Below are 24,792 nucleotides of genomic sequence, written 5' to 3'. Positions count from 1 at the left end.
GTGGAATCTGGCCAGCACGGCGTTCAATCAAAGCTTCGCAAGCCGGACCAAGGGGTCTATATCTCCCCTATGGCACGCGATAAAATCAAACCGGACGAGCTCTTCAAAGAAGCGCTGGGCATCACCACTAAGGCGATGAGCGCGACTGATGAAGTCGAGGTGAACTTCACGCCTGATGGCACGTCAACAAGCGGTAAGAAAATCCTGATCAAGACGCCTCCGCGATCCATTGATCCGGAAGTTGCCGCGCGTATTCGCGGTGAAGCCGACGCCGAAGCGCTGCGCCTCGCGCACCATGACGAAGACGCGCATATGCGCAATGCGCCGAAAACCACTGAAGCGCGCTCCCTGTTTGAGGCAGCAGAACGCGCACGTGTGGAATCGATTGGCGCAGCACATATGGCAGGCGTTGCCCGAAATCTTGATGCCAAGCTCGTCGATCGCTGCGAACGCGCCGGTTATACGCGCCTCACCAGCCGTGAAATGGCACCTATGTCTGATGCGGTTGAGTTTCTGCTCCGCGAAAAGCTGACGGGCCGTGAGCTTCCGCCAAATGCCAAAGCAATTGCTGACCTTTACCGCGCGGATGTCGAATCCGCCGCAGGAAGCAATTTCGAAGCACTGACCGATGCCCTCGGCGATCAGGATGCGTTTGCAAAAATAGTCAAACAAATGATCCGCGATCTCACCGCCGCAGACATGACGGACGGCGAAGAATTCGATTCTGAAGACGAAGAGAGCACCGAAGAAGAAGATTCCACCACCCAGCAGGGTGAGGATGACGGTGACCAGTCTGAAGAGAGCATGGGCACCTCTATGGAATCTGTCGATTCCACAGAAGCCGATATGGATTCTGAAGAAGACGCCAATGTCACGCTGGAATCCGAAGTTGATGCCGAATCCGGTGACGAGCCGGAAGACGTCGACGATGGCACCCAGCCAATGCGTCCGAACTTCCAGCAATCAGACGGCCGCGATGAGGCTCGCTATAAGGTCTTCACGACCGAGCATGATGAGACCGTTCACGCTGACACGCTGTGTGATCCTGAAGAGCTGACCCGCCTGCGGGCGTATCTCGACCAGCAGCTTTCAGGCCTTCAGGGCGCGGTATCTCGTCTCGCAAACAAGCTTCAGCGCCGCCTGATGGCGCAGCAGAACCGCAGCTGGACGTTTGATCTGGAAGAAGGCGTTCTGGATACGGCCCGCCTCACCCGCGTGATCACCGATCCAACATCACCTTTGTCTTTCAAACAGGAAGACGATTCCAATTTCCGCGACACGGTCGTGACGCTGCTGATGGATAATTCAGGCTCCATGCGCGGTCGCCCGATTATGGTTGCTGCGCTTTGCGCCGATATCCTTGCCCGCACACTGGAACGCTGCGGCGTGAAGGTCGAAATCCTCGGCTTCACGACACGCGCATGGAAAGGCGGCCTCTCCCGCGAGGACTGGGTGAACGCTGGCAAACCACCGGGCCCGGGTCGTCTCAATGATCTACGCCACATCGTCTATAAGGCTGCTGACGTGCCGCTTCGCCGTGCGCGCCGCAATCTTGGCCTGATGATGCGCGAGGGCCTGCTGAAAGAGAATATCGACGGCGAGGCGCTGATCTGGGCGCATGAACGCCTGCTCGGTCGTCCGGAACAACGCCGTATCATGATGGTGATCTCGGACGGTGCACCGGTTGATGATTCCACGCTGTCGGTGAATGTCGGCAATTATCTGGAACGCCATCTGCGTGAAGTGATCGACCAAATTGAAAACAAGTCTGACGTTGAACTGATCGCCATTGGTATCGGCCACGATGTGACCCGGTATTATAAGCGCGCTGTGACCATCGTAGACGCTGAACAGCTTGGCGGCGCCATGACCGAGCAGCTTGCCTCTCTCTTCGACGAAGATGGTGGCCGCGCCAATCAGGATCAGGCGCCGAAGGCACCTAAGAACAAGCCGGGCACCGGTCTTCGTTCTGCCGATCTACGTGAGGTTGCCCGCAGTGCGCGCGGCTAAACGGCTTCTCATTTCCGGCGCAGCGATTATTGCTGCTGGCTGCGTATCGAGCGATGCGCCGCAGCAACCTGATGCGCTCGGCCCACTCACGCTCATGAGCGATGTCAGCGCAGTTTCCTGCCCTGACGATGTGCCGTCTGTGTTACCGGAACGGATCGGACTGACAGCGACGACGCATGACTGGACCGATGATCCAGCCGAAGATGTGTCGAGCTATTATGCGCCGCTCGCGCCTGTCGCCCTGTATGAGCTGAATAGCGATGATCCGCGCTTTGGCGGCCTTTCCGGCATGGACTTTCTGGACGATGACACGCTGATCATTGTCAGCGATGACGGATCGCTCATCTGGATTGATGTGACCGGTGATACGCTCCAGCCCGCCGATCATGCCTATATGACCAGCCTTCGCGGCGCGGACGGTCAGCCGCTGGATGGTAAAACCTACGCGGATTCTGAAGGCGTCGCCTGGAATGGCGAAACGCTGTTCATCAGCTTTGAGCGCGGCCACCGTGTGCTTGGCTATGATATTGAAGGCTGCGGCGCGAATGCGCGCAGCGTTCTGGTCACTGATTTCTGGTCTGGCGATTTTGGCGAGATCGGCACGGTCGACGAAAATCAGGGCATGGAAGCTCTGGCTATTCGAGATACGGGTGAGCTCGTTATTGGTGTAGAGGCCCGTCAGCTCGACGGCGCACCTATCGGCATCTTCAACGGCAATGAGGGCAGTGTGTCGCAACGCCTAGCAGCGCCTGAGCTCACGCTCCTGGTTGGCGCTGACTATGTGAGCGGCGACACAGACCGGCTCTATTCGCTCTTCAGGTCTTACGACCCGATCCGCGGTAACCGGATCGCAATTGGCGTGAGCACCGTCACAGAGGACGGCACCATTGGTGAGATGGAACGCCTCGCCATGATCGGCTCAGACGTCACAGTCGACAATTTCGAAGGTATTGCGGTTCAGCCGGTATCGCCGACGACGGACCGCATCGTCATTGTTTCAGATGACAACTTCTCGGCCCGCCAGAAAACGCTTCTAATGGTGCTGGATTACACCCACTCAGAATAGCGCAGCAGCGGCCTAGTCAGCCGCCTGCCAGACAATCTCGCCGCTCACAATTGTCATGACCGGTTCGGTCGCCAGAATCTCTTCATCCTCAATCGTCATCAGATCCTGATTGAAGACAGAGAAGTCTGCCAGATTGCCGATTTCAATCGTGCCGAGCTCGTCTTCCTGAAACGCTGCATAGGCGGCGTTTTGCGTGAAGATGCGCAGCGCATCAAAACGGGAGAGCGCCTGCTCTCGGTGCCAGCCATCCGTGGCAAAGCCTTCAAGGTCACGGCGGACCGTTGCGGCATAAAACTCAATGATCGGATCACCCACTTCAACAGGCGCATCAGAGCCACCCGCAATAACAACGCCCTTATCCATCAGATCCTGCCAGGCATAGGCATCACCAAGGCGCGCCATGCCGAGGCGTGACGGCGCAAAGTGAAGGTCACCAATGGCGTGAGAGGGCTGCATGCTGGCAACAGTGCCAAGCTCTGCAAAGCGGAGCTGGTCTTCGTCCTGAACGATCTGGGCGTGTTCTACGCGCCAGCGATGCTCAGGCACCTCTTCACCGAACACGTCTTCCATCCAGATGAGGGCGCGGTGATTGGCGAGGTCGCCAATGGCATGGATTGCGAGCTGCACGTCACCATCAACGGCGCGCTGGAAAAACTCGACCGTTTCCTCTTCCTCACGCAGGGCGAGGCCAACCGTATCGGGCGCGTCCGAATAAGGCTGGAATAACAGCGCACCACGGGAGCCGAGCGCGCCATCCATATAGATTTTCACCGCGCGCGTCGTCATGCGATCACCGGTTGGTGAGCGGTTAGCAGCCGCCTCGAACTGTTCCGGCACAACGGCGTTATAAGTGCGAAGCGGCACGGTGCCGTCGATTGCCAATTCCGTCAGCGCTTCCAGCTCCAGACCGCCAACAGACATATTGTGCAGGCCCGTCCAGCCGCGAGAGGCGTAAACATCATATCCGGTGGAGACAAAGCGCGACATGTCTTCAATGGTCGGCGCAGCGAAGAGGCCCCAGACAAGCTCCATCGCGTTATCAATCAGCATGCCGGACGGCTCTCCAGCGTCTGTATAGAGGATTTCGCCCCCTGCTGGCGCCTCGGTGGCCGGCGTGATATCCGCAGCGTTCAGCGCAGCTGTATTGGCAACAGCGGCATGACCATCTGCACGGGTGAGCACGACAGGAATATCGGCAATCACCTCATCAATATCAGACGCCATAGGAAAACGACCTTCAGGCCAGTGGGTCTCAATCCATCCACGACCGTAAATTCGGTCTACGCCCGGGTTTGCTTCACGATAGGCTGTCAGCGCCGCCTGAAGCTCACCAACAGACCTGACCTGATCAAGGTTCAGCGTCAGCTCGCGCTCGCCGACACCTGACAGGTGCACGTGGGAATCGGTAAAGCCCGGGAACATGACCGCATCATCTGGCAGGCGAACAATGTTGGCGCCGGAAGATGCCGAGGTGATCGCGCCGTCCATAGGGCCCGCATAAACGATCAGGCCATCGCCTACCGCGACTGCCTCAACGGTCTCGCCCGCTTCCACGCCGGTATAGATGGTGCCGCCGGTATAGATCACGTCAGCGCGGATCGGCACTTCGCGATTACAGGCAGCCAGAAGGACCAGGCTGGTAGACAGAAGGATGGCGCGGCGCATATCAGACCCCTTTTACTGATGCTCAGGGACAGGATTGCGCACAAAAAAAGCGCCCCGCAAGGCGCTCTTTCCAAATTAACAGGTCAAAGACCAGTTATGCAGCAGCTTCAGCCTGCTTTTTTTCGATATCAGACAGAATTTTCAGAGCTGGTTCGTTCAGCGCTGATTTCTTTGTCTTCTGCAGGTAGCCGTCGAGGCCGCCGTGCTTATCGACTGTACGCAGCGTAGATGCAGCGATACGCATTTTGAAATCGCGACCGAGAATGTCTGAGCGCAGTGTTACGCGCACCAGGTTCGGCAGGAACCGACGCTTGGTCTTGATTTGAGAGTGGCTAACCCGGTTACCAACCATTGGGGATTTGCCTGAAAGTTCACATTCGCGCGACATGGCAGCGCCTCTTGATCATCGTGTAAGAAAACTGGAAGCGGGACTTTACGCATTTAAGTTGGAAAGGTCAACACCGATTCGGCAACCAACTGCGAATCTCACGCGTTGGGGTGGGATATACGCCCCGAAATATGGAGATTTTGTGATAAGCCTGTTCATATTCGCGACGAGATGGTTGTGTTAAATCGGCTTGCTCGGGGTGGGCGTAGAGTTTTTTTGCGAAGGTAATTGCAAACATGAAAGCGAAACTTTTAGCGGGATTTGCGCTCGCAGCGTCAGCGCTGGCTGTGCCTCCGGTCATCGGACAGGAAGACGCCGAGCTGGTTTCCTTCGGCCCTGATACAAACCCAATCCTGACGGATGTGCGCGATGGCAATCCGCGACGGTTCATCTATGAGCTGGAAGCCTCCGCCTATCTGCTCTTCATTCCGATCACGGCGCGCGCAAGCTTCGATGTGATGCTGAATGGCGACACATATAATATGACATCCCGCGTTCGCACGACGGGCGTGGCCGATATCTTCGTCGACTATGACATGCATCTGGCGGCCAGCGGCTATGTCAGAGACAATGGTCTCTACACGTATAACTACATCTCTCAGAACTATGACGGCAAAAAAGACCGCCGCGTAGAGATGACCTATCATCCGGACTCGTTCGATATGGTTGCGACACCTGCTTTTGGTGATCTGGGCTTCCCGCCCGCAACCACAGAACAGGCTCTGGCGGCGCTCGACCCGATTACGGCGCTGATCAACGTGTCCTTCCAGCCACGTGACCCGGAAGAGCCTTGTGGTGGACCGATCACAACGTTTGATGGCCGTCAGCTGACCGAACTCAGCCTGGAATATGTCCGCGAGACAAATATCCGCACACACGCATGGCGCGGCCGCGGCATTGAGTGTCATGTCACGCTGAACCGCGTAGCCGGTTATAATGAGGGTGAGACGGGCTCTAACCTGTCTGGCATTGATGGTCCGATGAAGATTTTCTTCGCCGAAGCCATTGAGGGCATGATGATCCCTGTCCGCATTGAAGTGGACTCTGAAGACATTGGCCGCATCACCCTTCAGACGCGCCGTCTTGAGCTGCAGGATGTTGAAGTCGAAGAGGCAAATGCCGGTCCGACTAACGGCTAATCAGCCATTTTAATAAAGAAGCCGCCCCTGATCGGGCGGCTTTTTCGTATCAGCCAATGCGCGCGCCCTGCCCGCCATCCACTGACAGGCAAACGCCATTAATAAACCGGCTTTCGTCAGATGCCAGAAACAGCGCGGCATAAGCTGTGTCCCAGCCATTTCCCATATGGCCCATAGGGACGCGTGCAGCCCGCTGAGCCCGTAGCTCATCTTCAGGCGTGCCGGTGCGCTTTGAAATACCCGAAATGGCCATAGGCGTGTCCATCAGACCCGGCAGAATGGCATTACAACGCACATTATGCTTCCCGACAGATAAGGCCGTTGCGGTCGTCATACGGTTCATTGCCGCTTTGGATACCTCATACGACAGCATTTGATGGCCTGCGAGCGAGGCAAGCGAAGAAATGTTGATGATCGAACCGGTCTGGCGCTCTTTCATGTGCGGGATCACGGCTTTCGTTGTGAGAAACGCGCCGCGCAGGTTCACATCCATGATCTTATCGAAAGCGTCAGGGTCTAAATGCTCGACGGGCGCATCACCGCCACCTACCCCGACATTATTGACCAGAATGTCTATCTGACCCCAGGCGTCATGCGCTGTCGCCACCAGACGGGCGACGTCTTCAGGTTTCGTGATGTCGGCCTGACAGGCGATTGCACGCTGACCTTCATTCAGCACGGTATTCACCGTGTCCCGTGCCCGATCTTCATCACGGTCGACGCACAGAACTTTCGCGCCCGCCATACCAAAGAGAAGCGCCATGGCTTTGCCATTGCCAATCGTAGACCCGGGGGTCTGGCCCGCCCCGCACACAATGGCGACCTTACCTTTCAGACGGTCGGTGACCGGCGCACGTCCGTGGTCGGGGCTGATCATTTGGTCAGATCCTTATCCAGTGTAAGATCATCATCCAGCTGCACGCCGAACGTATTCAGCATCATGCAGACCTGCGTGTACTGGCCCACTGTAAAAACGAGATTCATCTTCTGGGTTTCAGTCAGAACGCCAAGCTTTGCCCATGTTGCTTCAGTAATGAAGGAATCTGATGTGAGCTCGTCCGTCGCTTTCAGAAGGGCTGCATCGAGCGCGCCCCAACCTGGCGCATCCGGCCCGGCTTTGATGCGCCCAACCTCGTCAGGCGTCAGGCCGCAATTCAGGCCAATGCGCTCATGCTGAGCCCATTCATAGCCCGCTTTCCAGTTAAATCCGGTCCGCAGGATGACCAGCTCACGCTCGCGCGGGGGTAAATCATTGTGATCGGAGAGAATGTATCCGCCCCAGAGCCGGAAGCGTTTGAACCCTTTCGGCGCACGGGCAAGCGTTCTGAAAATATTGAAGACGGCGCCGGTATCAAACCGGTCTTTCAGGGTTTCGCGCGTTTCCGCGTCCATTTCCTCGTCACGCAGCGGCAAAATTCGCGGAGCCTTTAGGCGCATCGTCGTCCTCCCTCAATTTTATGTGGAAGTGAGGTTAGACGACCGGCCAGAATGCGCAAACTCTTTGGGTGTTGTCCGCAGATGCCCTTGAAAAAGGGCATTCAGTCTTAAACCGTGAGGCATGCAAAGCGTTTCAGGTCTAAGCATGGGTTCCCGTCTCCACGGGAACCTGCGGCTAAACGGAAAAATTAGCGGCTCAGACTATTCAATTTAGCGAACCCGGCCCTCGCCGTTTCGGTTCAGGCACGGGGACTTGTTGCAGCACACTGATCGACTACCATCGCTCCACTGGAGCGATGGCTTCGCTAAGCGAACCGTCGATCAGCCCTTCACACACACCAATTGTTTCAGGGTGTGTACGACCTCGATGAGGTCGGTCTGCGCAGCGATAACAGCGTCGATATCCTTGTAGGCCATCGGAGTTTCATCGATCACTCCTTTGTCCTTCCGGCATTCAACGCCTTCAGTTGCGGCGATGTGGTCTGACAGCGTGAACTTTTGTTTCGCTGCCGTACGGCTCATCTTCCGTCCCGCTCCGTGAGAACAGGAACAGAAGCTGTCGAGATTGCCTTTCCCGCGCACAATGAAGGACTTTGCCCCCATTGAGCCCGGAATAATGCCAAGCTCGCCCTCGCCCGCCCGAACGGCCCCTTTACGGGTCACCCATACATTTTCGCCAAAGTGGTTTTCCCGCTCCACATAATTGTGGTGGCAGTTAACCGCCTGCTTATCGATCGAGAACTCACGCAGCGTTTCGCGTAGCGCCAGCAAAGTGCGCTCCATCATGGCTTCGCGGTTCAACCGTGCATAATCCTGCGCCCATGAGACGGCATTCGTGTAATCATCGAAGAGCTCTTCCCCCTCAACGAAGAACGCCAGATCGCGATCAGGCACGTGATAGCCCAGAACACGCTTTTCCAATGCGGCTCGCGCCTCCTGGATAAAGTAAGTCCCGATACGGTTACCCGTGCCCCGTGACCCGGAATGCAGCATGACCCAGACGCGGTCATCCTCATCGAGACACAGCTCGATAAAGTGGTTGCCGCCACCCAGTGTCCCAAGCTGACGTGAGAAATTGCTCGGCGTAATCTTGCCGTGCTTGTCGGTAATGGCCTCAAGCCGTTCAACAAGTCCGGAACTACGCAGTTTGCTTTCCACGCCTGCAGGTGTGATCTGATGATCCCCGCGCTTGCCATTGCCGGCCGGAACCTTGCGTTCAATCTCGTCGCGAACACGTGCGAGATTATCCGGCAGATTCTTGCCTTTGAGGCTCGTGCGGACGGCCATCATTCCACATCCGATGTCCACACCCACAGCAGCAGGAATGATCGCACCCTTGGTCGGGATGACAGATCCAACTGTCGCACCGCGCCCGAAATGCACGTCCGGCATAACTGCAAGGTGAGAATGGATAAACGGAAGCCCGGCTACATTCTCAAGCTGTTCGCGGGCTTTCGGCTCTACAGGTACGCCTTTAACCCACGCTTTGATCGTTCCGCCACGAGACGTCTCGATCACTTCAAAAGTGCTCATTGTTCTACAGGTCTGAATGACCTTCCTTTCGTTTCTTCAAATCCGGACAACGAAAGGTGGCTTTGTGGTGGCGCCAGCCACAAAAAAACCCTCCGTTGCGCGGAGGGTTGAGACCTGACGGATCACTCCATCATCAGTGCACATGCACCTACGTCCAACGTCCTCCATGAGGCATGCCACCCCGTTCGAGCCATGCTCGAGGGATCACATTCAGGAAATTTTGCTGGCGATATGCCATGAGATAATCTCCACGTTAGACGAATGCGCCTTATGATGGAAAAATCATGTACTGTAAATGAACATCGCGCAAAATTTTTCTCGCAACCAATTTAAGCATCCGCGATGATCCGCCCCTCCACACGGAAATCTCAGCCACTTTCGCTGAGCCAAATCACCACTTCGTGTAAGTAGACTATTGCCATTCTGAAGGCTTCCCGCCACGTTACCCCGCGACAAACGGGCCGCCAGCGCCTATATGGAAAGCTGTAAAAAATTCGAGGGAGAAACCAAATGCAGGATTACCTGAAATTCTATATCAACGGCGAGTGGGTCGACCCTGTTGAACCGCGCGCGATTGAGGTCGAAAACCCGGCGACCGAAGAGCCTTTTGCACGCATCTCTCTCGGCTCTAAAGCCGACGTAGATAAAGCTGTTGCTGCTGCAAAAGCCGCATTTGAAACCTTCTCCCAGACATCTGTTGAGTACCGCGCTGACCTGCTCGACAAGATTTCAGCTGGCTACAAAGCCCGCATGGCTGAAATCGGTCAGGCGATTGAAAACGAAATGGGCGCGCCAACATGGCTGGCTCAGGCTGTTCAGGCTCCTACAGGTCTCGGTCACTTCGCAACCGCAGCCAAAGTTCTTCGCTCTTACGAGTTTGAAGAAATGAAAGGCACGACGATGGTTCGCAAAGAGCCTATCGGCGTTTGCGGTTTCATCACGCCGTGGAACTGGCCTGCAAACCAGATTGCCTGCAAAGTCGCGCCAGCGATTGCGACGGGCTGTACAATGGTTCTGAAGCCTTCCGAGATCGCGCCAATCGACGCGATGATCCTTGCAGAAGTTATGCATGAAGCTGGCGTTCCTGCGGGCGTGTTCAACCTTGTAAACGGTGACGGCCCTGGCGTTGGTCAGGCTATGTCCTCTCACCCTGACGTCGACATGATGTCTTTCACCGGTTCAACACGCGCTGGCGTGCTCGTATCTCAGGCGGCGGCGCCAACTGTGAAACGTGTTGCGCTTGAGCTTGGTGGTAAGTCTCCGAACATCATCCTGCCTGATGCTGATCTGGAATCAGCTGTCAAAGGCGGCGTGATCGGCATGATGAATAACACAGGACAATCCTGCAACGCGCCATCGCGTATGCTCGTCCATAAAGACCAGCATGATAAGGCTGCTGAAATCGCAAAAGTTGTCGCTGAGTCGATTCAGGTCGGCACAGGCGAGAAAAAGTCTCTCGGCCCGATTTCCAATGCGAACCAGTACAACAAGGTTCAGGATCTCATCCAGAAGGGTATCGACGAAGGCGCGACACTTGTGGCTGGCGGCGTCGGTCGTCCGGAAGGACTCAACCGCGGCTATTATGTGCGTCCGACTGTGTTTGCGAATGTCTCCAACGACATGACCATCGCTCAGGAAGAGATTTTCGGCCCTGTTCTCACAATCATCCCTTATTCTGATGAAGACGAAGCCGTTCGCATTGCAAACGACACAGTTTACGGCCTGTCCGGCTATGTAAGCGCGGGCAGCGTTGAGAAAGCCACTGAAGTTGCCAAGAAACTTCGCACCGGCATGGTTCACCTCAACGGGGCCGGCCCTGACCTTATGGCGCCATTTGGCGGATATAAGCAGTCTGGTATCGGCCGCGAATGGGGCCCTGTCGCGTTCGAGGAGTTCCTCGAGCTGAAAGCTATGATGGGCGCTGGCGCTTAAGCTTTTTCAAGCGATTACAAAGATCAGGCCGTACCTTCGGGTGCGGCCTATTTTTATGCCTCACATTAAATTCACGCAGCTTTACTGCTTTCGGGCGTTTCAAAATCGGGCCTATGGCTTACATTAAGACTAAGAACGCAGGAGAGACCCAGTGAATCTGAAACTCACTCTTGCAGGTATTGCGGGCGCGCTCGCGCTTGGTGCCTGTGCCACAGAAACCGGTTATGTGCCGGCATCCGAAAGTCCGTACGGGTTTTCTGAATCCCGAATTGAGAGCAACCGCTTTCAGGTTACGTTTTCAGGCAATGCCCTGACCGACCTTGAGACCGTTGAGCGCTATCTGCTCTACCGTGCGGCTGAGCTCACAAATCAGAACGGCTATGATTATTTCATCATGGTGAACCGCCAGACGGACGAAGACTCATCCTATCGCGGAACCGGCTTCGACCAGCGCTTTGCGATGCAGTATTACCACCCGATGTGGGGCTGGCGGTATCGCAATGATCCGTTCTTCAACAATTTCGACATGCGCGAAGTCAGCCGCTATCAGGCGATTTCCGAAATTGTCATGGGGAATGGCCCAAAGCCTGGCGACGTGAACGCGTATAATGCCGAGGACGTTCTGATGAACCTTGCGCCGCAGATTGTTCGAAATCCCGAACTCTAAGCGTCGCGATTATCTAAGATACAAAAAAGCCGGGGCAAAACCCCGGCTTTTTCAATGGCCTGACACAATGACAGAAACTGTTAGCGCATACCCATACGGATAGAACCGTCGAGGCGAACATCTTCGCCGTTGAAGTAGGCATTCCGGATCATCTCAAGCGCAAGCGATGCATACTCTTCCGGATTACCAAGACGTGCAGGGTTCGGAACAGACGCAGCCAGAGCCTGTTTCACATTTTCCGGTGCACCATTCATCAGCGGGGTGTTGAAGATACCTGGCAAAATGGTGTTCACACGGATCAGCTCGCGGGAAAGGTCACGCGCGATAGGAAGCGTCATACCAACAACGCCGCCTTTGGACGCTGAATACGCTGCCTGACCCATCTGGCCGTCTTCAGCGGCAACAGACGCTGTGTTCACGATTGCGCCGCGCTCACCATTGATCGGATCAAGCGTCATCATGCCAGCAGCAGATTTAGCAAGGCAGCGGAATGTGCCGACAAGGTTGATCTGGATGATAAGGTCGAAGGCTTTCAGTGGAAAGTGCTTGATCTCGCCGGTCTGCTTGTCACGGGACGCGGTTTTGAACGCATTGCCGGTACCCGCGCAGTTCACAAGGATACGCTCCTGACCGATTTCGCTGCGCACTTTGGCAAAGCCAGCGTCGACATCTTCTTCTGATGTCACATTCACTTTTGCAAACGAGCCGCCAAGCTCTTTCGCCAGTGCTTCGCCGCGTTCTTCGTTAAGGTCGAAAATACCGACTTTAACGCCCTGAGCCGCCAGTGCGCGTGCTGTTGCTTCACCGAGACCAGACGCGCCGCCTGTTACAACCGCTGAAATACCTGATTTGAGTTCCATGATCGCTCTTCCCATATAAGATTTTGAACGGAGACTGGACGAAAGAATTAGCTATGCCAATCACTGACGTAAGGTCACTTCTTGGAATTATTCGCGGAGAGAAGCCCGATAACCTGCCTATGGCCGTAGAACAGACCCAACGCATCTCCAGAACGCGGCTTGTGCCGAAGCTTTTGCGGTTTGCTGGCAAAATTCCATTTGCAAATGATATCGCCGCCGCCTGGTTTTGTGCGCGCGATCCGCAAACTGATATGCATGTCAAAGCCGTATTGTTTGCCGCTGTCGCCTATTTTGTCATTCCTGCAGATCTCATTCCCGACTTCATTGCAGGTATAGGCTTTGGCGATGACGCGACGGTTATCGCAACGGCGTTCAGCGTGGTTGGCAGCAATGTAAAACCGGCGCACAGACGAGCTGCACGCCGGCTATTAAGATTGCCTGAACCGGAAATCGCTCAGTCGGAGGGTGAGGCCACCAACTCTCTGTAAGCGCGCCAGCTGGCAAGGCCGATCACCGGGAAGACGATAATCAGACCCAGAAAGGCCGTGGCAATGCCAAGCGCTGTCAGAGCCGCAATGATCGCGGCCCATAAAAGCATTGGCGCAGGATTTTTCGCGACAGTGCGCACACTGGTGACGGTGGCAATGAAAACATCCGACTTCTGATCGAGTAGCATTGGCGCCGACACAACCACCAGGCTGAAGGCGATCACACCAACCAAAGCCCCGACCACTGTACCCGTCATCGCCATGGCATGACCTTCAGGCGTCGCGACCATAAAGGTCAGAAACTCTGGCACAGTCTCATGAAGCGTGAAGGTGGACAGCGCGTAGATTAGCTGCGCCATGCGCGTCCAGAAAAAGTACACCACCAGCAGCGCAAGCCCGAGATAAGCCAGATTGCGCGCCGAAGCGGTTTTCACGAACAGCATTTCGTTCAGGCTCGCCGTCTTTCCCTGCTCCAGCTGACGACCAGCTTCATAGAGCCCCATGGCGATCATCGGCGCGATAAAGATAAAGCCGCCGGCAAATACCATCAGCCAGCTTGCCTGACCGGAAAACAGAATACCGAGCGCGAAGATCGCGCTAATCGCCGCGAGGCCAATTCCATAGACCAGCGCCGGGCCCATAACTTTCTGGAAATCCGATAAGCCTCCTGCAAGCCAGCCAAGCGGTGCCGAAAAGCTGATTTCATTCACATCAGGTAATTTATGCCCAGTGGCCATTTGAGCCTCCATGACTTCCCCCTTATTAGTCTTAATGGAATTAAGGATAATTCACTTACGGGGAATAATAAAGCCGCTTTCAAACAACCACAGTTTGCCAGAAACGTTAGCAAAGACCGCCTGTTCGTTAATAAACTTCCTTGTAAATTTTATGCTTTCTGGCGTGCCGCTTGCATGGGCCTCGACGGTTGATGGAAATTTTCCGTCAGATGGATGAGCAGTGGGGGCACACATGATCCAGGAAACGCGCGAAACACAGATACTGGATGCGGCAGAAGCACTTTTGACGCGCTATGGTCTGCGCCGGGTCACGATGGACGATGTGGCCGAAGCTGTCGGGCTGTCCCGCCCGGCTGTTTATCAATATTTCAGCTCGAAAAGTGCGCTCATCACCGCGGCTCTGAAAAGGTTTCATACGCGTGTGCAGGAACAGGTCGAAACGGCGCTCGCATATGACGGTCCACTGTCGGAACAGCTAAAGCGCGCCATCATGGCACGCGACGGTCTCTATCTGGAACAACGCCTCTCTTCGGGCCAGACCCCATGGTATCTGAACACCACTAACTCAGACATCGCCAAAGCGTTTGAGGCCGCGCAAGAGGACTATCAGGTCATGCTGCGTCGGCACATGTTCAGGGGCGGCGTATCGGCTCAATCTGCGAAGGTTGCAGCGCGCATGATCATCTCATCCTCGGCTGGCCTGATGTCTATGGTGTCCAGCCAGACCGAATTCAGCGATGATCTCGATGAGTTTATTGCGCTCATTCTCAATAAGGTGACACCGCGCGGTCAGTCCGAAGCGACAGTCGCTGATGGCTTTGGTGATGACGCCGCCTCGCGGATGGTGATGTAGAGCGTCGAGACAACAATGATCGCTGCGCCGAGCCAGATAAGCGGGCCTGGAAACTCCTGAAAGATCAGCCAGTCGACGACGGCAGTCATCGGCAAGCGAAGATAATCGATCGTCGACAGAAATGACGCATCACCCTTGCTCATGCCGGTGATGTAACAGCTCTGCGCGAGAAGCCCCGCAAGCGCCATCAGGCCGATGAGCCCGACATCGGCCAGATTATGAGGATTCTCCCACTGCATGATCGCCACCGGAAGCGTCATAATAGCTGAGAGCAGATTGGCATAGGTCAGCAGGACCAGCGGTGAGTGAAACCGCGATAACGTCTTCACCAGAATAATCGCGCCGCCAAAGCAGAGCGCAGAGCCAAGCGCCAGAATGGAACCTATCTCCATATCCGCGGTCGGCCGCACCATGATGAGAACGCCGACAAAGCCGATCGCCGTCGCCATCCAGCGACGCGGGCCGACCTGCTCTTTCAGAAGAAAATAGGCAAGAATTACAATGAATAGCGATCGGGAGAACGAGATCGCATTGAACTGGGAGAGCGGGATGCCGAACTCCTGCGAGTAGGCGTAGAACGCCAGCAGAAAACCCGCCGTCCCAAACAGGCTCCTGATAACAATGAGCCCTGCATGCTTTGTCTTAAATTTTGAGAGCGGCATGCGCATTAAAAGCGGCGCGACCCATACCAGAGCGATCACTGACCGGTAAAAGGCCAGAAGGCCCGGCTCATAACTTCCACTCAATAATTTCCCGAGCGCGACATGGGCAGTAAAGAGAATGCCCGAGAGAAACATCCACAGCGCAGCTTCATACTGGCTTGATGTACGCCGCAGGAAAGTGAATGGTGATGAGAACATGATCGTCTTTACCCCATCTGAACTAGAGCAGATAGATGCTCTTTGGCGCGCCTGCCCGATAGACCATGTCTGGACCGGCTGGGCGTTTCCGGGCAACTGCGATGATGAGGTCTGGATTTTCCGCAACAAGGCGAACTGGCGGCGTTTTACGCTCTGCAAATCCCGCACGGCTTATTACATTTATGATGAAAAGCGCCGGATCGTTGCCAAAGCTCCGTCTCTTGAAGACCTGCTTCTCAATGTAGATGCCGTGCCAGGCATCAACGATCCGCTTCCACTCGACTAATCGTACATCGAATATTTGCCGGTCAGGCTATGTTGCGGCCTGATACGCTAAAAGCACCAAAAGGCGTCTCGGTATGAGACGCCTCCGGGTGGAATAGAAAAGTCTGTTTGGACTTGTCTTAGTAGCCGGTTGAGCAGACGCAGCCACCACCAACATTCAGGACAACCTGATTAGCACGGATTGTTTCGTACTGAGTTGGTGCAGTTACTGTTTCTGTTACCGGGTTGTAGCGGACAACTTCGATTGGCTGGACGCGTGTTGTGACGATCGGCTGAACGATCTCACGGCGTGTTACAGCGTTGAAGTATGTTTCGCGGTAATCTTCGCGGCGAACCTCGTTAACCTGCGGGATGTAGTTCACGCGGGTTTGTGGGATCTGAGCTTCAATCACACGGCCTGGCAGGTACTCAGTTTCGTACACTGTTGGTGCAGTTACTGTTTCTGAACGGCCACGGATAACCTGACGCTCTACCGGCTGAACAACTGTGACTTCAACTGGCTGAACGATGTTACGTGTTACGCGGTCAACATAAACGTCGCTGACTTCGAGAACTGTGCGGTCCTGGTATTGAGGAATAACGTTTTCCTGAACCTCTGGACGTGGGCCATATTCTGTACGGCCTTGCAGGTACTGTTCACGGTACTCAACTGGCGCTGTGACAGTTTCAGTTTGTGGGCGAAGGATACGACGCTCTACCGGCTGAACGATTGTGCGCTCAACTGGCTGGATGATGTCACGCTGAGTTACAACGTCGATCACTTCGTCAGAATATTCTTCAACAACAGTCTCAGTAACGTCGACAGTCGTGAATTCGTTCACAGTCGGGTTTGGTGCCGGAATGACACGAACTGGCGCTGTGCGGGTCTGGTACTGAGTTGGTGCAGTTTCTTCAACAACAACCGGACGGTCGATGCGGCGCTGAACTGGAACAACTGTTGTACGGACAACCGGCTGGATGACGTCACGGCGTGCGACTGCATCTTCGTAACGCTCAGTGATTTCTTCGCGTGTTTCGATTGATTCCTGCGGGATCACCTGCTCTGTGATTGCTGGAACAGTGTCTTCGTCGACGATCACCGGAAGAACTTCTTCTTCATACTGGACCGGCGCAGTTTCAGTGACCGTGCGGCCATCGATAACCTGACGGGTAACCGGCTGGATGAGTGTGCGCTCAACCGGCTGGATGATTTCGCGTGATGTTACGGCGTCGATGAAGGTCTCAGTTTCCTGAACCTGTGTACGCTCTGTCACGACTTCGTTGACGTTCTCACAGCAGAGCTCGCTGGAAACAGCGATTTCGCTTTCAGCGCCCATATACTGGATGTCTACGTCGTTCGGGTTGATCTGCGCGCTGGCCTGACCGGACCGTGCGAGAAGATCAAGAATTTCTTGTTCGGTAAGAACGCGGGCTTCGCCACTCAGTGCGTCATAATCTACGCCGCCAACGCCACCATCGTTTCCGGCCCAAGCCGGGATAGCGGTCATAGCAAGCATGCCTGCGATCATCAGACCATTTGCTAGTTTCATTTCTATTCCCCTTTGACCCTCGTCAGGCCATGCCATCACTAAATTTGCTCAACTGTGCCAAACTGGCCCAGACGAAACCCCCGTTGCAGGTCTCGTGCCCCTTTACGTTTTTATTTTTAGAACAGCCCTCGCCCTCATCCAAAAGCTTTCCCCCAATTGGAGAGTTTTGACTGGAGTATTATACCTCAGCTTTCCTTCAGATTAACGAAATTTTAGCCAAGAATGAAAGCATAGAGAGAAAAAAACTCTAGTTTTTTGAGTCATCTGCATGGAATTCAAGCCGTTCCTGCAACCTGGCGCGCACAGATGGCCATTCATCCTTCAGAATCGAAAAACACGCGATATCACGGCGTGTTCCGTCCAACATCCGCACATAAGACCGGAAAATCCCCTCTTCCCGCGCCCCCAATTTACGGATTGCGGCGCGTGATGCGGTGTTCGCGATGTCGGTTTTGAACTCAACGCGCAGTGCACCCCAGTCAAACGCACGTCCCAGAAGGAGAAGTTTCGCCGATGGGTTGATCGCTGTTCCGCGTGAAGATGGTAAATACCAGGTGTGTCCGATCTCTAATCGGCGGTGATGGCGCGATATCGACAGAAAAGCCGTCACGCCCACAAGTTCATCTGTGGCACGGTCAATGACCGCAAATGGCACAAAATGGTCTTCGTGCGCCTCTGCCAGATATGTATCGAAATAGGTTTCCAGACGGGTTCCGGACGGCCGATAGGGCATCCAGCTCCACAGTGCGTCTTCGGTCGCCGGGCGTAGAAGACCGTCCTTATGGTCTGCGGTCAGCCGTTCGAGGCGGACCACATCATTTTCCATACTGTTGGAAAGTTTTGTCATTGCCCGCCCCCCATTCGGGAGGAAAAACACCAGAGGACGGGCAATGTCCAGAAATGATTAAGCCGCGTTAACGTCTGCTTCCACGCTGTTGCGGATCAGGAAGTCGAAGGCTGAGAGAGAGGCTTTAGAGCCTTCGCCCATCGCAATGACGATCTGTTTATAAGGTGTCGTGGTACAGTCACCGGCCGCCATAACACCGGGGATATTCGTTTCACCGCGTGCATTCACCTCGATCTCACCGCGAGGAGAGAGCTCAACGACGCCTTTCAGCCATTCCGTGTTTGGCACAAGGCCAATCTGAACAAAGATGCCTTCCAGATCGATCTGGTGATCGGTGTTTTTGACACGGTCTTTATAAGTAAGAGCCGTGACCTTTGTACCGTCACCCAGAACTTCTGTTGTCTGCGCATTCGTGATGACTTTCACATTCGGCAGAGAGAAGAGCTTGCGTTGCAAAACCGCATCGGCGCGAAGTTCGCTCATGAATTCGATCAGAGTGACTTCAGCAACGACGCCAGCGAGGTCGATTGCGGCCTCAACGCCAGAGTTACCGCCGCCAATGACTGCCACGCGCTTACCTTTAAAGAGCGGGCCATCACAGTGCGGGCAGTAGGCCACACCTTTATTCTTGTACTCGTCCTCGCCTGGAACGCCCATCTGGCGCCAGCGCGCACCTGTTGAAAGCACAATGGTGCGGGATTTCACCGACGCGCCATTCTCAAGCTTCACCTCGATCAGGCCGCCCGGTTCGGACGCCGGCACAAGCTCTGTCGCTTTCTGAAGGTTCATGATGTCGACATCATAATCCTTCACGTGCTGCTCAAGAGCCGCTGCGAGTTTCGGACCTTCTGTGTGTGGTACGGAGATGAAGTTCTCGATACCCATAGTATCAAGCACCTGACCGCCAAACCGTTCAGCAACGACACCCGTGCGGATACCTTTACGGGCCGCGTACACTGCAGATGCTGCACCAGCCGGGCCACCGCCAACAACCAGAACATCGAAGGCAGACTTTTCGGCAATCTTCTCAGCTTCGCGCGCCGCAGCGCCGGTATCGATTTTGCCAAGAATTTCCTCAAGGCTCATACGGCCCTGCGCGAATTCCTCACCATTCAAAAGAACGGTCGGCACCGCCATAACTTTGCGCGTTTCGACTTCTTCCTTGAACAGCGCGCCATCAATAGATGTGTGCGTGATGTTCGGGTTCAGAACGCTCATAAGGTTCAGAGCCTGAACGACGTCCGGGCAGTTCTGACATGACAGAGAGAAATACGTCTCGAAATGCAGTGGCTGCGCAGGTTTGAGCGCTTTCACCTGGTCAATCACGTCCTGCTCTACGCGTGGCGGGTGACCGCCAACCTGAAGAAGCGCAAGAACGAGAGATGTAAACTCGTGGCCCATTGGTAGGCCGGCGAAAGTTACAGCGACGCTCGGGTCATCTTTGCGGACGATCTCAAAAGACGGCGTGCGCTTGTCTCCAGACGGCGCGCCATCGTTCAGCGTCACTTTATCTGAAGCGTCTGCAATATCTGCGAGCAAGCCCTTCATCTCGGAAGATTTTGGCTGCGCATCTGTATAGGCGATCAGTTCAATCGGGGTACGCAGGTTTTCCAGATAGGTTTTCAGCTGCGTCTTCATTCCAGCATCAAGCATGATGGGTCTCCATGTGATGGGTCGGGGACGACCGGACAGGCCATCCAAAAGAAAGTCTCAGGCCATTGGCCGAAGATCAGGTCCCTGCAATGAGGGGCCTGATGTCAGGCCAATGGCGACTGGCACACCGGGAAGGGGCGGGGGGACGCTGTGCCAGTGCCATTGGTATCGACGGCTTAGATTTTGCCGACGAGGTCCAGTGAAGGAGCAAGCGTTGTTTCGCCTTCTTCCCACTTAGCTGGGCAAACTTCGCCCGGGTTGTTGCGAACGTACTGAGCAGCTTTTGTCTTACGCAGAAGCTCAGTTGCGTTACGGCCAACGCCTTCAGACGTGATTTCCATGAACTGGATGATGCCATCCGGGTCGACGAGGAATGTCGCACGGTCAGCAAGGCCAACGCCTGGGCGCATTACGTCGAAGTTGTTTGTGATTGTGCCGGACTGGTCACCAACCATGTAATAGTTGATTTTGCCGATCGCTGGCGATGTGTCGTGCCATGCTTTGTGCGAGAAGTGTGTGTCTGTAGAAACAGAGAAGATCTCGACGCCGAGGTTCTGGAACTCGCCGTAAAGGTTTGCGAGGTCTTCGAGCTCGGTCGGGCATACGAATGTGAAGTCAGCTGGGTAGAAGAAGAAGATCGCCCATTTGCCGCGAACGTCAGCGTCTGAAATGTCGACGAACTGACCTTCTTTGAATGCGGTCGCGTTGAATGGTTTAATCTCTGTATTGATGAGAGCCATGAAGTGATCCTTTCTCGGTTGGCTGGATACAGATTGCTATATGGTCGAGCTTGCTGCATCACACAAATTTATAATATTTATACTTGCGATAAGTTGTCTTTATCGCAGATGCCGTCGGGACAGTGTCCGAGTAACAAACTCGGGATAGTCTGGAATTATTCTCGGTATATCGCGGCGCAGCGAAAGGATATTCTGCATATCGCCAAATATTGGAAATATCCGACCATTCAAAATATTTTGAAATACATTCGACTTCGCGGCACTGCAGCATTCTTGATTATTTCTCCAGATGCCATAAATTTTTTCTATGATTCTTCCATCGCTCAGACAGCTCCAGTTTCTCGATGCGCTCGCAAGAGAGCGCTCTTTCTCGCGTGCCGCCGAAAGCATGCATGTCACCCAACCGACGCTCTCAACCGCTATCCGCGAACTTGAGGGTATTCTGGGGGTGCAGCTTGTGGAGCGCGAAGCACGTGGCGCGACACTGACCGCTACCGGTGCAGAAGTTGTAGACCGGGCACGTAGTCTTCTTTCAGACGCCGAAGACCTTGTAATTGCGGCGAAAGGGGCAGGGGAGCCGCTTTACGGTACATTCCGTCTTGGCGCGATCCCGACAATCGCGCCCTTCATGCTGCCACGCGTGATGAAACACTTAAAATCCAAGTTTGATCATCTGACGCTCTATCTGCGCGAAGAACAGACTGCGCGTCTGCTGGATGATCTGCGCGCACGCCGTCTCGATGCTGCGCTGATCGCTCTGCCCTATGATGCGACGGGCATCGATTCCATTCCTGTTTTTGACGACGAATTCCTGCTGGCTGCACCAAAGGGCCATCCCCTTGGAAAGGACGGCGCACTGCAGCCGGAAGACCTAGCCCCGCATGATGTGCTGCTTCTGGAAGATGGCCACTGCCTGCGGGACCATGCGCTTTCTGTCTGTCAGATGCCCACTGTACGCGATGGCGGGGAAGTGAGCGCAACCAGCCTGCATACTCTCATCCAGATGGTAGATGGTGGGCTCGGCGTCTCACTTATTCCGAAGATTGCCGCCGATGCCGGCATTGGAAACGGGCTTGATGTGAATATCCGTCCATTCTCACCGCCAGCAATCGGCCGGTCCATCGGTGTGGCATGGCGGGCAGGTTCTTCGCGAGAGTCCGATGCGCGCATCGTTGCTGAGGAAATCCGCTCGCTGTTTACGCCGGCTTATCCTGCCTCAGCAGCCTGACAAGCCGAGGCAGACGCCAGGCAAGCCAGAACGCGCCGACAATATTTCCTAATAAGAACAAGGTAATAATGATTGGCGCTGACAGTTTTACTTTTTCTGTCAGCGCGATAGGCACCGCAAGGAGCGCAAAGCCGATATAGAGGTCCGCAAGGCTGACCTTGCCCCATGCGAGGCCGCCGACAATGCCGAACTCATTGAGGAAATGGCCGTTCATACCCGCCCATACACACATCAGGGCTAGGGCAATTCCGAGGCCGGCAATCGAAATTCTCAGCAGTGTCATTCGAGGTATCCTTAAACCGTTATGTCTGTTTACGCTTCAACGCGCTGATCGGTTCAGGCCTTGAAGCCCGCATCAAAGAAAGCTAGCGGTTTTAGCCTGTTTGAACCGAAAGACTGGCCGTGGCAGACGCATTCCAACTTCCCATCGATGATGTGCTGGATGAGATTTCCGCCGCGCTGAAAACCGGCAGCCGGCTTGTGCTCGCTGCGCCGCCCGGAGCCGGTAAAACGACAAAAGTTCCGCTACATCTTCTTGGCTCTGACTGGCTCGGCAACAAGAAAATCATCATGCTTGAGCCGCGCAGGATCGCCGCGCGGCGCGCCGCTGAACGTATGGCCAGCATGCTGGGTGAAAGGGTGGGCGACACTGTCGGTGTACGATCCCGACTTAATACGAGAATTGGCCCGAAGACAAAGATTGAAGTTGTCACCGAAGGCGTCTTCACCAATCTCGTCACCCGCGATGCTGAGCTGGGTGACTATGGCGCTGTTCTGTTCGACGAATTTCACGAACGCTCTCTGGACGCAGATATTAGCCTCGCGCTCGCGCAACAAAGTCAGGACTATCTGAACGAAGACCTGCGGATCATCGTTATGTCCGCGACGCTCGACACTGAGAAAGTGGCCGGAGTTCTGAAGGCGCCAGTCGTCCAATCTGAGGGCAGGGCCTATCCGGTTGATACCAGATATCTCGGGCGTACGCAGGACAGGCTGGAAGACCAGATGGCTAAGGCCATTCGCAAAGCGCTGGCGGCTGAAACGGGATCAATTCTCGCCTTCCTGCCGGGCGCGGCGGAGATCACCCGGACGGCTAAGCGCCTTGCTGGCCTTTCAGACGACATCATGATCTGCCGCCTTTACGGCGCGCTGCCTCCCAAAGAGCAGGATGACGCGATCAAGCCGCCACCGGGCGACAAACGCAAAGTGGTATTGTCTACAGACATTGCCGAAAGCTCGCTCACGATTGAAGGGGTAAGGGTTGTTGTCGATAGCGGATTCGCACGCGTGCCCGTTTATTCACCCAATAGCCTCGGCGCGATGCTCTCCACGGTGAAAGCCTCCATCGCAAATGTTGACCAGCGACGCGGACGCGCGGGCCGTACGGAGCCGGGCGTCTGTTACCGGCTCTGGCACGAGGAAGAAAACCGCGGCCTACCAAAATCGCCAACACCAGAACTTCTCAATGCCGATCTTAGCTCTGCATTATTGCGTCTGATCGAGTGGGGCGACCATAATCTTTATGATCTGAACCTTCTGGACTATCCACCGCGCGGGCATTTTGCGGCGGCCCTCGATATGCTGAAGCGGCTGGAGTTCATTGAAGCAGATGATCCGAATACGCTGACGCCAAAGGGCCAGAAAGCGTCCGGCATGCCGTTACACCCGCGCCTGTCATCGCTCATTCTGGCAGCAGAAAGCGACGGAGAAAAAGCGCTCGCGGCCCAGATTGCGGCTATGCTTTCAGAACAGGGCGCAGGCGGACGGTCTGATGATTTGTCTTCACGGGTCTCGTCTTTTCAGCGAGATAGCTCCAAACGCGCCAACGCCCTGAAAGAACAGGCAAAACGCTGGTCTGGCACCAAAGCCGTTCCATCCGGAAATGCCGCAGACATTATCGCGAAAGCCTGGCCGGACCGGATCGCGAGGCGCCGCAAAACCGATCCGAAACGCTACCAGCTTGCGGGAGGAGGGGGCGTCAAACTTCCAGATAACTTCACGCTTGAAGGAAGTGAATGGATTGTCGTCTGCGAAACAGGCGGCCAAAGCGGAAATGAAAGCCTAGTTCGTCTGGCGGGCGCACTTGATGAGCGGTTGGTGCGCGGCGTTCTCACCGAAACCGAGCGTGACTTTGCCGAGTTTGATCCGAAGTCCGGCAAGATCAAAGCGCGGCGCCAGAAAACGCTGGGCGAAATCGTACTATCCGAAACGCCTCTATCCCAGCCTGATAATGCGACCATCGCTGAGGCTGTGATCAGGACGGCGGAAGAGAGCGACCTCTCCGCACTTCCCGGATATGACGCCATCAAGGATCACGTTTCCAGACTGGGCTTTTTCTATTCGGCCTTTCCCGAGAAAGCGCCGAAAACTGGCGGCACGTCCGAGGCGTTAGAAGCAGAGCTTGTCTCATCGGCGTCTGACTGGTTGGTGCCACACATCGAAGCACACGGCCTGAAAGGTATCGAGGCAGGCTCACTGCGGCGATATCTGGATGACACAATGGATTGGGAGCTACGGCAGGCGCTGCAAGGTGCGCTTCCAGCCAAATGGCAGGCGCCGTCAGGGCGAAATGTCGCCATTGATTATGCGGACGAGAAAGCTCCGCTCGTCTCGGTCAGGGTACAGGAGCTTTATGGGCTGACTACGCATCCAATGATTTGTGACGGGCGCGTACCGATGACTTTGAGCCTTCTGTCTCCTGCACAGCGGCCTGTCGCCATCACAAAGGATTTACCGGGCTTCTGGTCTGGCAGCTATTCCGACATGCGCAAGGATATGAAAGGCAGATATCCGAAGCATAACTGGCCGGAAGATCCGGCGAATGCCACACCGCCACCGCCGCGCAACCGAAAATAACGGCTTGAGTCTGCGCACG

23 protein-coding genes are annotated in these 24,792 nt (G+C 55.2%); 10 read left to right on the top strand and 13 right to left on the bottom strand.

Going from position 1 to position 24,792, the window contains the following annotated elements; all coding sequences use genetic code 11:
- The first annotated feature begins 69 nt into the window (after positions 1-69).
- Both cobT and P1U45_RS05060 read left to right on the top strand, forming a co-directional pair.
- Positions 70-2,010 carry a cobaltochelatase subunit CobT gene (gene cobT / locus P1U45_RS05065; RefSeq protein ID WP_301057853.1) on the top strand — a complete coding sequence of 647 codons (1,941 nt, stop codon included), beginning with the start codon at positions 70-72 and terminating at the stop codon, positions 2,008-2,010.
- Positions 1,997-3,076 carry an esterase-like activity of phytase family protein gene (locus P1U45_RS05060; RefSeq protein WP_301057850.1) on the top strand — a complete coding sequence of 360 codons (1,080 nt, stop codon included), beginning with the start codon at positions 1,997-1,999 and terminating at the stop codon, positions 3,074-3,076. Before cobT ends, P1U45_RS05060 begins: the two co-directional genes overlap by 14 nt.
- 12 nt (positions 3,077-3,088) lie before the next feature.
- Here P1U45_RS05060 and P1U45_RS05055 read toward each other — a convergent pair whose 3' ends face one another.
- Together P1U45_RS05055 and rpmB are read right to left on the bottom strand one after the other, a co-directional pair.
- Positions 3,089-4,741 carry an amidohydrolase gene (locus P1U45_RS05055; protein WP_301057848.1) on the bottom strand — a complete coding sequence of 551 codons (1,653 nt, stop codon included), beginning with the start codon at positions 4,739-4,741 and terminating at the stop codon, positions 3,089-3,091.
- Between the two features lie 94 nt (positions 4,742-4,835).
- Positions 4,836-5,129: a 50S ribosomal protein L28 gene (gene rpmB / locus P1U45_RS05050; RefSeq protein WP_022693835.1), complete on the bottom strand. Its 294-nt coding sequence runs from the start codon at positions 5,127-5,129 to the stop codon at positions 4,836-4,838.
- Between the two features lie 236 nt (positions 5,130-5,365).
- Here rpmB and P1U45_RS05045 point away from each other — a divergent pair, with 236 nt between their 5' ends.
- On the top strand, positions 5,366-6,268 hold the full coding sequence (locus P1U45_RS05045) for a DUF3108 domain-containing protein (protein WP_301057846.1): 903 nt from the start codon (positions 5,366-5,368) through the stop codon (positions 6,266-6,268).
- Between the two features lie 49 nt (positions 6,269-6,317).
- Here the strand turns inward: P1U45_RS05045 and P1U45_RS05040 are convergent, their stop codons facing one another.
- The 3 genes from P1U45_RS05040 to P1U45_RS05030 form a co-directional block, all read right to left on the bottom strand.
- Positions 6,318-7,145 (bottom strand): SDR family NAD(P)-dependent oxidoreductase, encoded by an 828-nt coding sequence (locus P1U45_RS05040; RefSeq protein WP_301057845.1) that lies wholly within the window; start codon positions 7,143-7,145, stop codon positions 6,318-6,320.
- Positions 7,142-7,705: a carboxymuconolactone decarboxylase family protein gene (locus P1U45_RS05035; protein ID WP_301057844.1), complete on the bottom strand. Its 564-nt coding sequence runs from the start codon at positions 7,703-7,705 to the stop codon at positions 7,142-7,144. Before P1U45_RS05035 ends, P1U45_RS05040 begins: the two co-directional genes overlap by 4 nt.
- A gap of 321 nt (positions 7,706-8,026) precedes the next feature.
- Positions 8,027-9,238, bottom strand: coding sequence for an RtcB family protein (locus tag P1U45_RS05030; RefSeq protein WP_301057842.1), 1,212 nt, complete (start codon positions 9,236-9,238; stop codon positions 8,027-8,029).
- A 510-nt stretch (positions 9,239-9,748) separates the two neighbouring features.
- On the opposite strand from P1U45_RS05030, the gene P1U45_RS05025 reads away from it, so the two are divergent.
- Positions 9,749-11,170, top strand: a complete 1,422-nt coding sequence (locus P1U45_RS05025) for an aldehyde dehydrogenase family protein (protein ID WP_301057840.1) — start codon at positions 9,749-9,751, stop codon at positions 11,168-11,170.
- 151 nt (positions 11,171-11,321) lie between these two features.
- Positions 11,322-11,837 carry a hypothetical protein gene (locus tag P1U45_RS05020; protein ID WP_301057838.1) on the top strand — a complete coding sequence of 172 codons (516 nt, stop codon included), beginning with the start codon at positions 11,322-11,324 and terminating at the stop codon, positions 11,835-11,837.
- An 80-nt stretch (positions 11,838-11,917) separates the two neighbouring features.
- Here the strand turns inward: P1U45_RS05020 and P1U45_RS05015 are convergent, their stop codons facing one another.
- Positions 11,918-12,697 (bottom strand): SDR family NAD(P)-dependent oxidoreductase, encoded by a 780-nt coding sequence (locus P1U45_RS05015; protein ID WP_293609042.1) that lies wholly within the window; start codon positions 12,695-12,697, stop codon positions 11,918-11,920.
- Between the two features lie 53 nt (positions 12,698-12,750).
- On the opposite strand from P1U45_RS05015, the gene P1U45_RS05010 reads away from it, so the two are divergent.
- Positions 12,751-13,185: a YkvA family protein gene (locus P1U45_RS05010; protein ID WP_301057836.1), complete on the top strand. Its 435-nt coding sequence runs from the start codon at positions 12,751-12,753 to the stop codon at positions 13,183-13,185.
- On the opposite strand, the gene P1U45_RS05005 is transcribed toward P1U45_RS05010, so the two are convergent.
- Positions 13,152-13,922 carry a DUF2189 domain-containing protein gene (locus tag P1U45_RS05005; RefSeq protein ID WP_301057835.1) on the bottom strand — a complete coding sequence of 257 codons (771 nt, stop codon included), beginning with the start codon at positions 13,920-13,922 and terminating at the stop codon, positions 13,152-13,154. The genes P1U45_RS05010 and P1U45_RS05005 overlap by 34 nt on opposite strands.
- A gap of 232 nt (positions 13,923-14,154) precedes the next feature.
- Between P1U45_RS05005 and P1U45_RS05000 the strand changes: the two genes are divergently transcribed.
- Positions 14,155-14,775, top strand: a complete 621-nt coding sequence (locus tag P1U45_RS05000) for a TetR/AcrR family transcriptional regulator (protein ID WP_301057833.1) — start codon at positions 14,155-14,157, stop codon at positions 14,773-14,775.
- Here P1U45_RS05000 and P1U45_RS04995 read toward each other — a convergent pair.
- Positions 14,712-15,635 carry a DMT family transporter gene (locus P1U45_RS04995; protein WP_301057831.1) on the bottom strand — a complete coding sequence of 308 codons (924 nt, stop codon included), beginning with the start codon at positions 15,633-15,635 and terminating at the stop codon, positions 14,712-14,714. The genes P1U45_RS05000 and P1U45_RS04995 overlap by 64 nt on opposite strands.
- On the opposite strand from P1U45_RS04995, the gene P1U45_RS04990 reads away from it, so the two are divergent.
- On the top strand, positions 15,634-15,921 hold the full coding sequence (locus P1U45_RS04990; protein WP_293609047.1) for a hypothetical protein: 288 nt from the start codon (positions 15,634-15,636) through the stop codon (positions 15,919-15,921). The genes P1U45_RS04995 and P1U45_RS04990 overlap by 2 nt on opposite strands.
- Positions 15,922-16,039: 118 nt before the next feature.
- Here P1U45_RS04990 and P1U45_RS04985 read toward each other — a convergent pair whose 3' ends face one another.
- From P1U45_RS04985 to ahpC, 4 genes are all read right to left on the bottom strand, one after another.
- Positions 16,040-17,449: a hypothetical protein gene (locus tag P1U45_RS04985; protein ID WP_301057830.1), complete on the bottom strand. Its 1,410-nt coding sequence runs from the start codon at positions 17,447-17,449 to the stop codon at positions 16,040-16,042.
- A gap of 247 nt (positions 17,450-17,696) precedes the next feature.
- Positions 17,697-18,296 carry a GNAT family protein gene (locus P1U45_RS04980; protein ID WP_301057828.1) on the bottom strand — a complete coding sequence of 200 codons (600 nt, stop codon included), beginning with the start codon at positions 18,294-18,296 and terminating at the stop codon, positions 17,697-17,699.
- 57 nt (positions 18,297-18,353) lie between these two features.
- Complete coding sequence (gene ahpF, locus P1U45_RS04975; protein ID WP_301057826.1) at positions 18,354-19,949, bottom strand: alkyl hydroperoxide reductase subunit F; 1,596 nt, start codon at positions 19,947-19,949, stop codon at positions 18,354-18,356.
- A gap of 176 nt (positions 19,950-20,125) precedes the next feature.
- Positions 20,126-20,689, bottom strand: coding sequence for an alkyl hydroperoxide reductase subunit C (ahpC, locus tag P1U45_RS04970; RefSeq protein ID WP_293609051.1), 564 nt, complete (start codon positions 20,687-20,689; stop codon positions 20,126-20,128).
- Positions 20,690-20,996: 307 nt separating this feature from the next.
- Between ahpC and P1U45_RS04965 the strand changes: the two genes are divergently transcribed.
- On the top strand, positions 20,997-21,917 hold the full coding sequence (locus P1U45_RS04965; protein ID WP_022693818.1) for a hydrogen peroxide-inducible genes activator: 921 nt from the start codon (positions 20,997-20,999) through the stop codon (positions 21,915-21,917).
- Here P1U45_RS04965 and P1U45_RS04960 read toward each other — a convergent pair.
- Positions 21,886-22,200 carry a hypothetical protein gene (locus P1U45_RS04960; protein ID WP_301057823.1) on the bottom strand — a complete coding sequence of 105 codons (315 nt, stop codon included), beginning with the start codon at positions 22,198-22,200 and terminating at the stop codon, positions 21,886-21,888. The two genes, P1U45_RS04965 and P1U45_RS04960, sit on opposite strands and share 32 nt — an antisense overlap.
- A gap of 119 nt (positions 22,201-22,319) precedes the next feature.
- Here P1U45_RS04960 and hrpB point away from each other — a divergent pair, with 119 nt between their 5' ends.
- Entirely contained in the window at positions 22,320-24,773 is a 2,454-nt protein-coding gene (gene hrpB, locus P1U45_RS04955; protein ID WP_301057821.1) for an ATP-dependent helicase HrpB, read from the top strand.
- The last annotated feature ends 19 nt before the right edge of the window (positions 24,774-24,792 follow it).

Source organism: Ponticaulis sp. (assembly GCF_029210165.1).
Lineage (GTDB): Bacteria > Pseudomonadota > Alphaproteobacteria > Caulobacterales > Hyphomonadaceae > Ponticaulis.
Note: the sequence above shows the minus strand (reverse complement) of the source record. Positions and strands in the feature narration are given on the sequence as shown.

Bases quoted from the DNA above. Each gene is read 5' to 3' on its own strand.
- cobT (WP_301057853.1), top strand. From the start codon at position 70: ATGGCACGCGATAAAATCAAACCGGACGAGCTCTTCAAAGAAGCGCTG.
- P1U45_RS05055 (WP_301057848.1), bottom strand. From the start codon at position 4,741: ATGCGCCGCGCCATCCTTCTGTCTACCAGCCTGGTCCTTCTGGCTGCC.
- rpmB (WP_022693835.1), bottom strand. From the start codon at position 5,129: ATGTCGCGCGAATGTGAACTTTCAGGCAAATCCCCAATGGTTGGTAAC.
- P1U45_RS05045 (WP_301057846.1), top strand. From the start codon at position 5,366: ATGAAAGCGAAACTTTTAGCGGGATTTGCGCTCGCAGCGTCAGCGCTG.
- P1U45_RS05040 (WP_301057845.1), bottom strand. From the start codon at position 7,145: ATGATCAGCCCCGACCACGGACGTGCGCCGGTCACCGACCGTCTGAAA.
- P1U45_RS05035 (WP_301057844.1), bottom strand. From the start codon at position 7,705: ATGCGCCTAAAGGCTCCGCGAATTTTGCCGCTGCGTGACGAGGAAATG.
- P1U45_RS05030 (WP_301057842.1), bottom strand. From the start codon at position 9,238: ATGAGCACTTTTGAAGTGATCGAGACGTCTCGTGGCGGAACGATCAAA.
- P1U45_RS05025 (WP_301057840.1), top strand. From the start codon at position 9,749: ATGCAGGATTACCTGAAATTCTATATCAACGGCGAGTGGGTCGACCCT.
- P1U45_RS05015 (WP_293609042.1), bottom strand. From the start codon at position 12,697: ATGGAACTCAAATCAGGTATTTCAGCGGTTGTAACAGGCGGCGCGTCT.
- P1U45_RS05010 (WP_301057836.1), top strand. From the start codon at position 12,751: ATGCCAATCACTGACGTAAGGTCACTTCTTGGAATTATTCGCGGAGAG.
- P1U45_RS05005 (WP_301057835.1), bottom strand. From the start codon at position 13,922: ATGGCCACTGGGCATAAATTACCTGATGTGAATGAAATCAGCTTTTCG.
- P1U45_RS05000 (WP_301057833.1), top strand. From the start codon at position 14,155: ATGATCCAGGAAACGCGCGAAACACAGATACTGGATGCGGCAGAAGCA.
- P1U45_RS04990 (WP_293609047.1), top strand. From the start codon at position 15,634: ATGATCGTCTTTACCCCATCTGAACTAGAGCAGATAGATGCTCTTTGG.
- P1U45_RS04995 (WP_301057831.1), bottom strand. From the start codon at position 15,635: ATGTTCTCATCACCATTCACTTTCCTGCGGCGTACATCAAGCCAGTAT.
- P1U45_RS04985 (WP_301057830.1), bottom strand. From the start codon at position 17,449: ATGAAACTAGCAAATGGTCTGATGATCGCAGGCATGCTTGCTATGACC.
- P1U45_RS04980 (WP_301057828.1), bottom strand. From the start codon at position 18,296: ATGACAAAACTTTCCAACAGTATGGAAAATGATGTGGTCCGCCTCGAA.
- ahpF (WP_301057826.1), bottom strand. From the start codon at position 19,949: ATGCTTGATGCTGGAATGAAGACGCAGCTGAAAACCTATCTGGAAAAC.
- ahpC (WP_293609051.1), bottom strand. From the start codon at position 20,689: ATGGCTCTCATCAATACAGAGATTAAACCATTCAACGCGACCGCATTC.
- P1U45_RS04965 (WP_022693818.1), top strand. From the start codon at position 20,997: ATGATTCTTCCATCGCTCAGACAGCTCCAGTTTCTCGATGCGCTCGCA.
- P1U45_RS04960 (WP_301057823.1), bottom strand. From the start codon at position 22,200: ATGACACTGCTGAGAATTTCGATTGCCGGCCTCGGAATTGCCCTAGCC.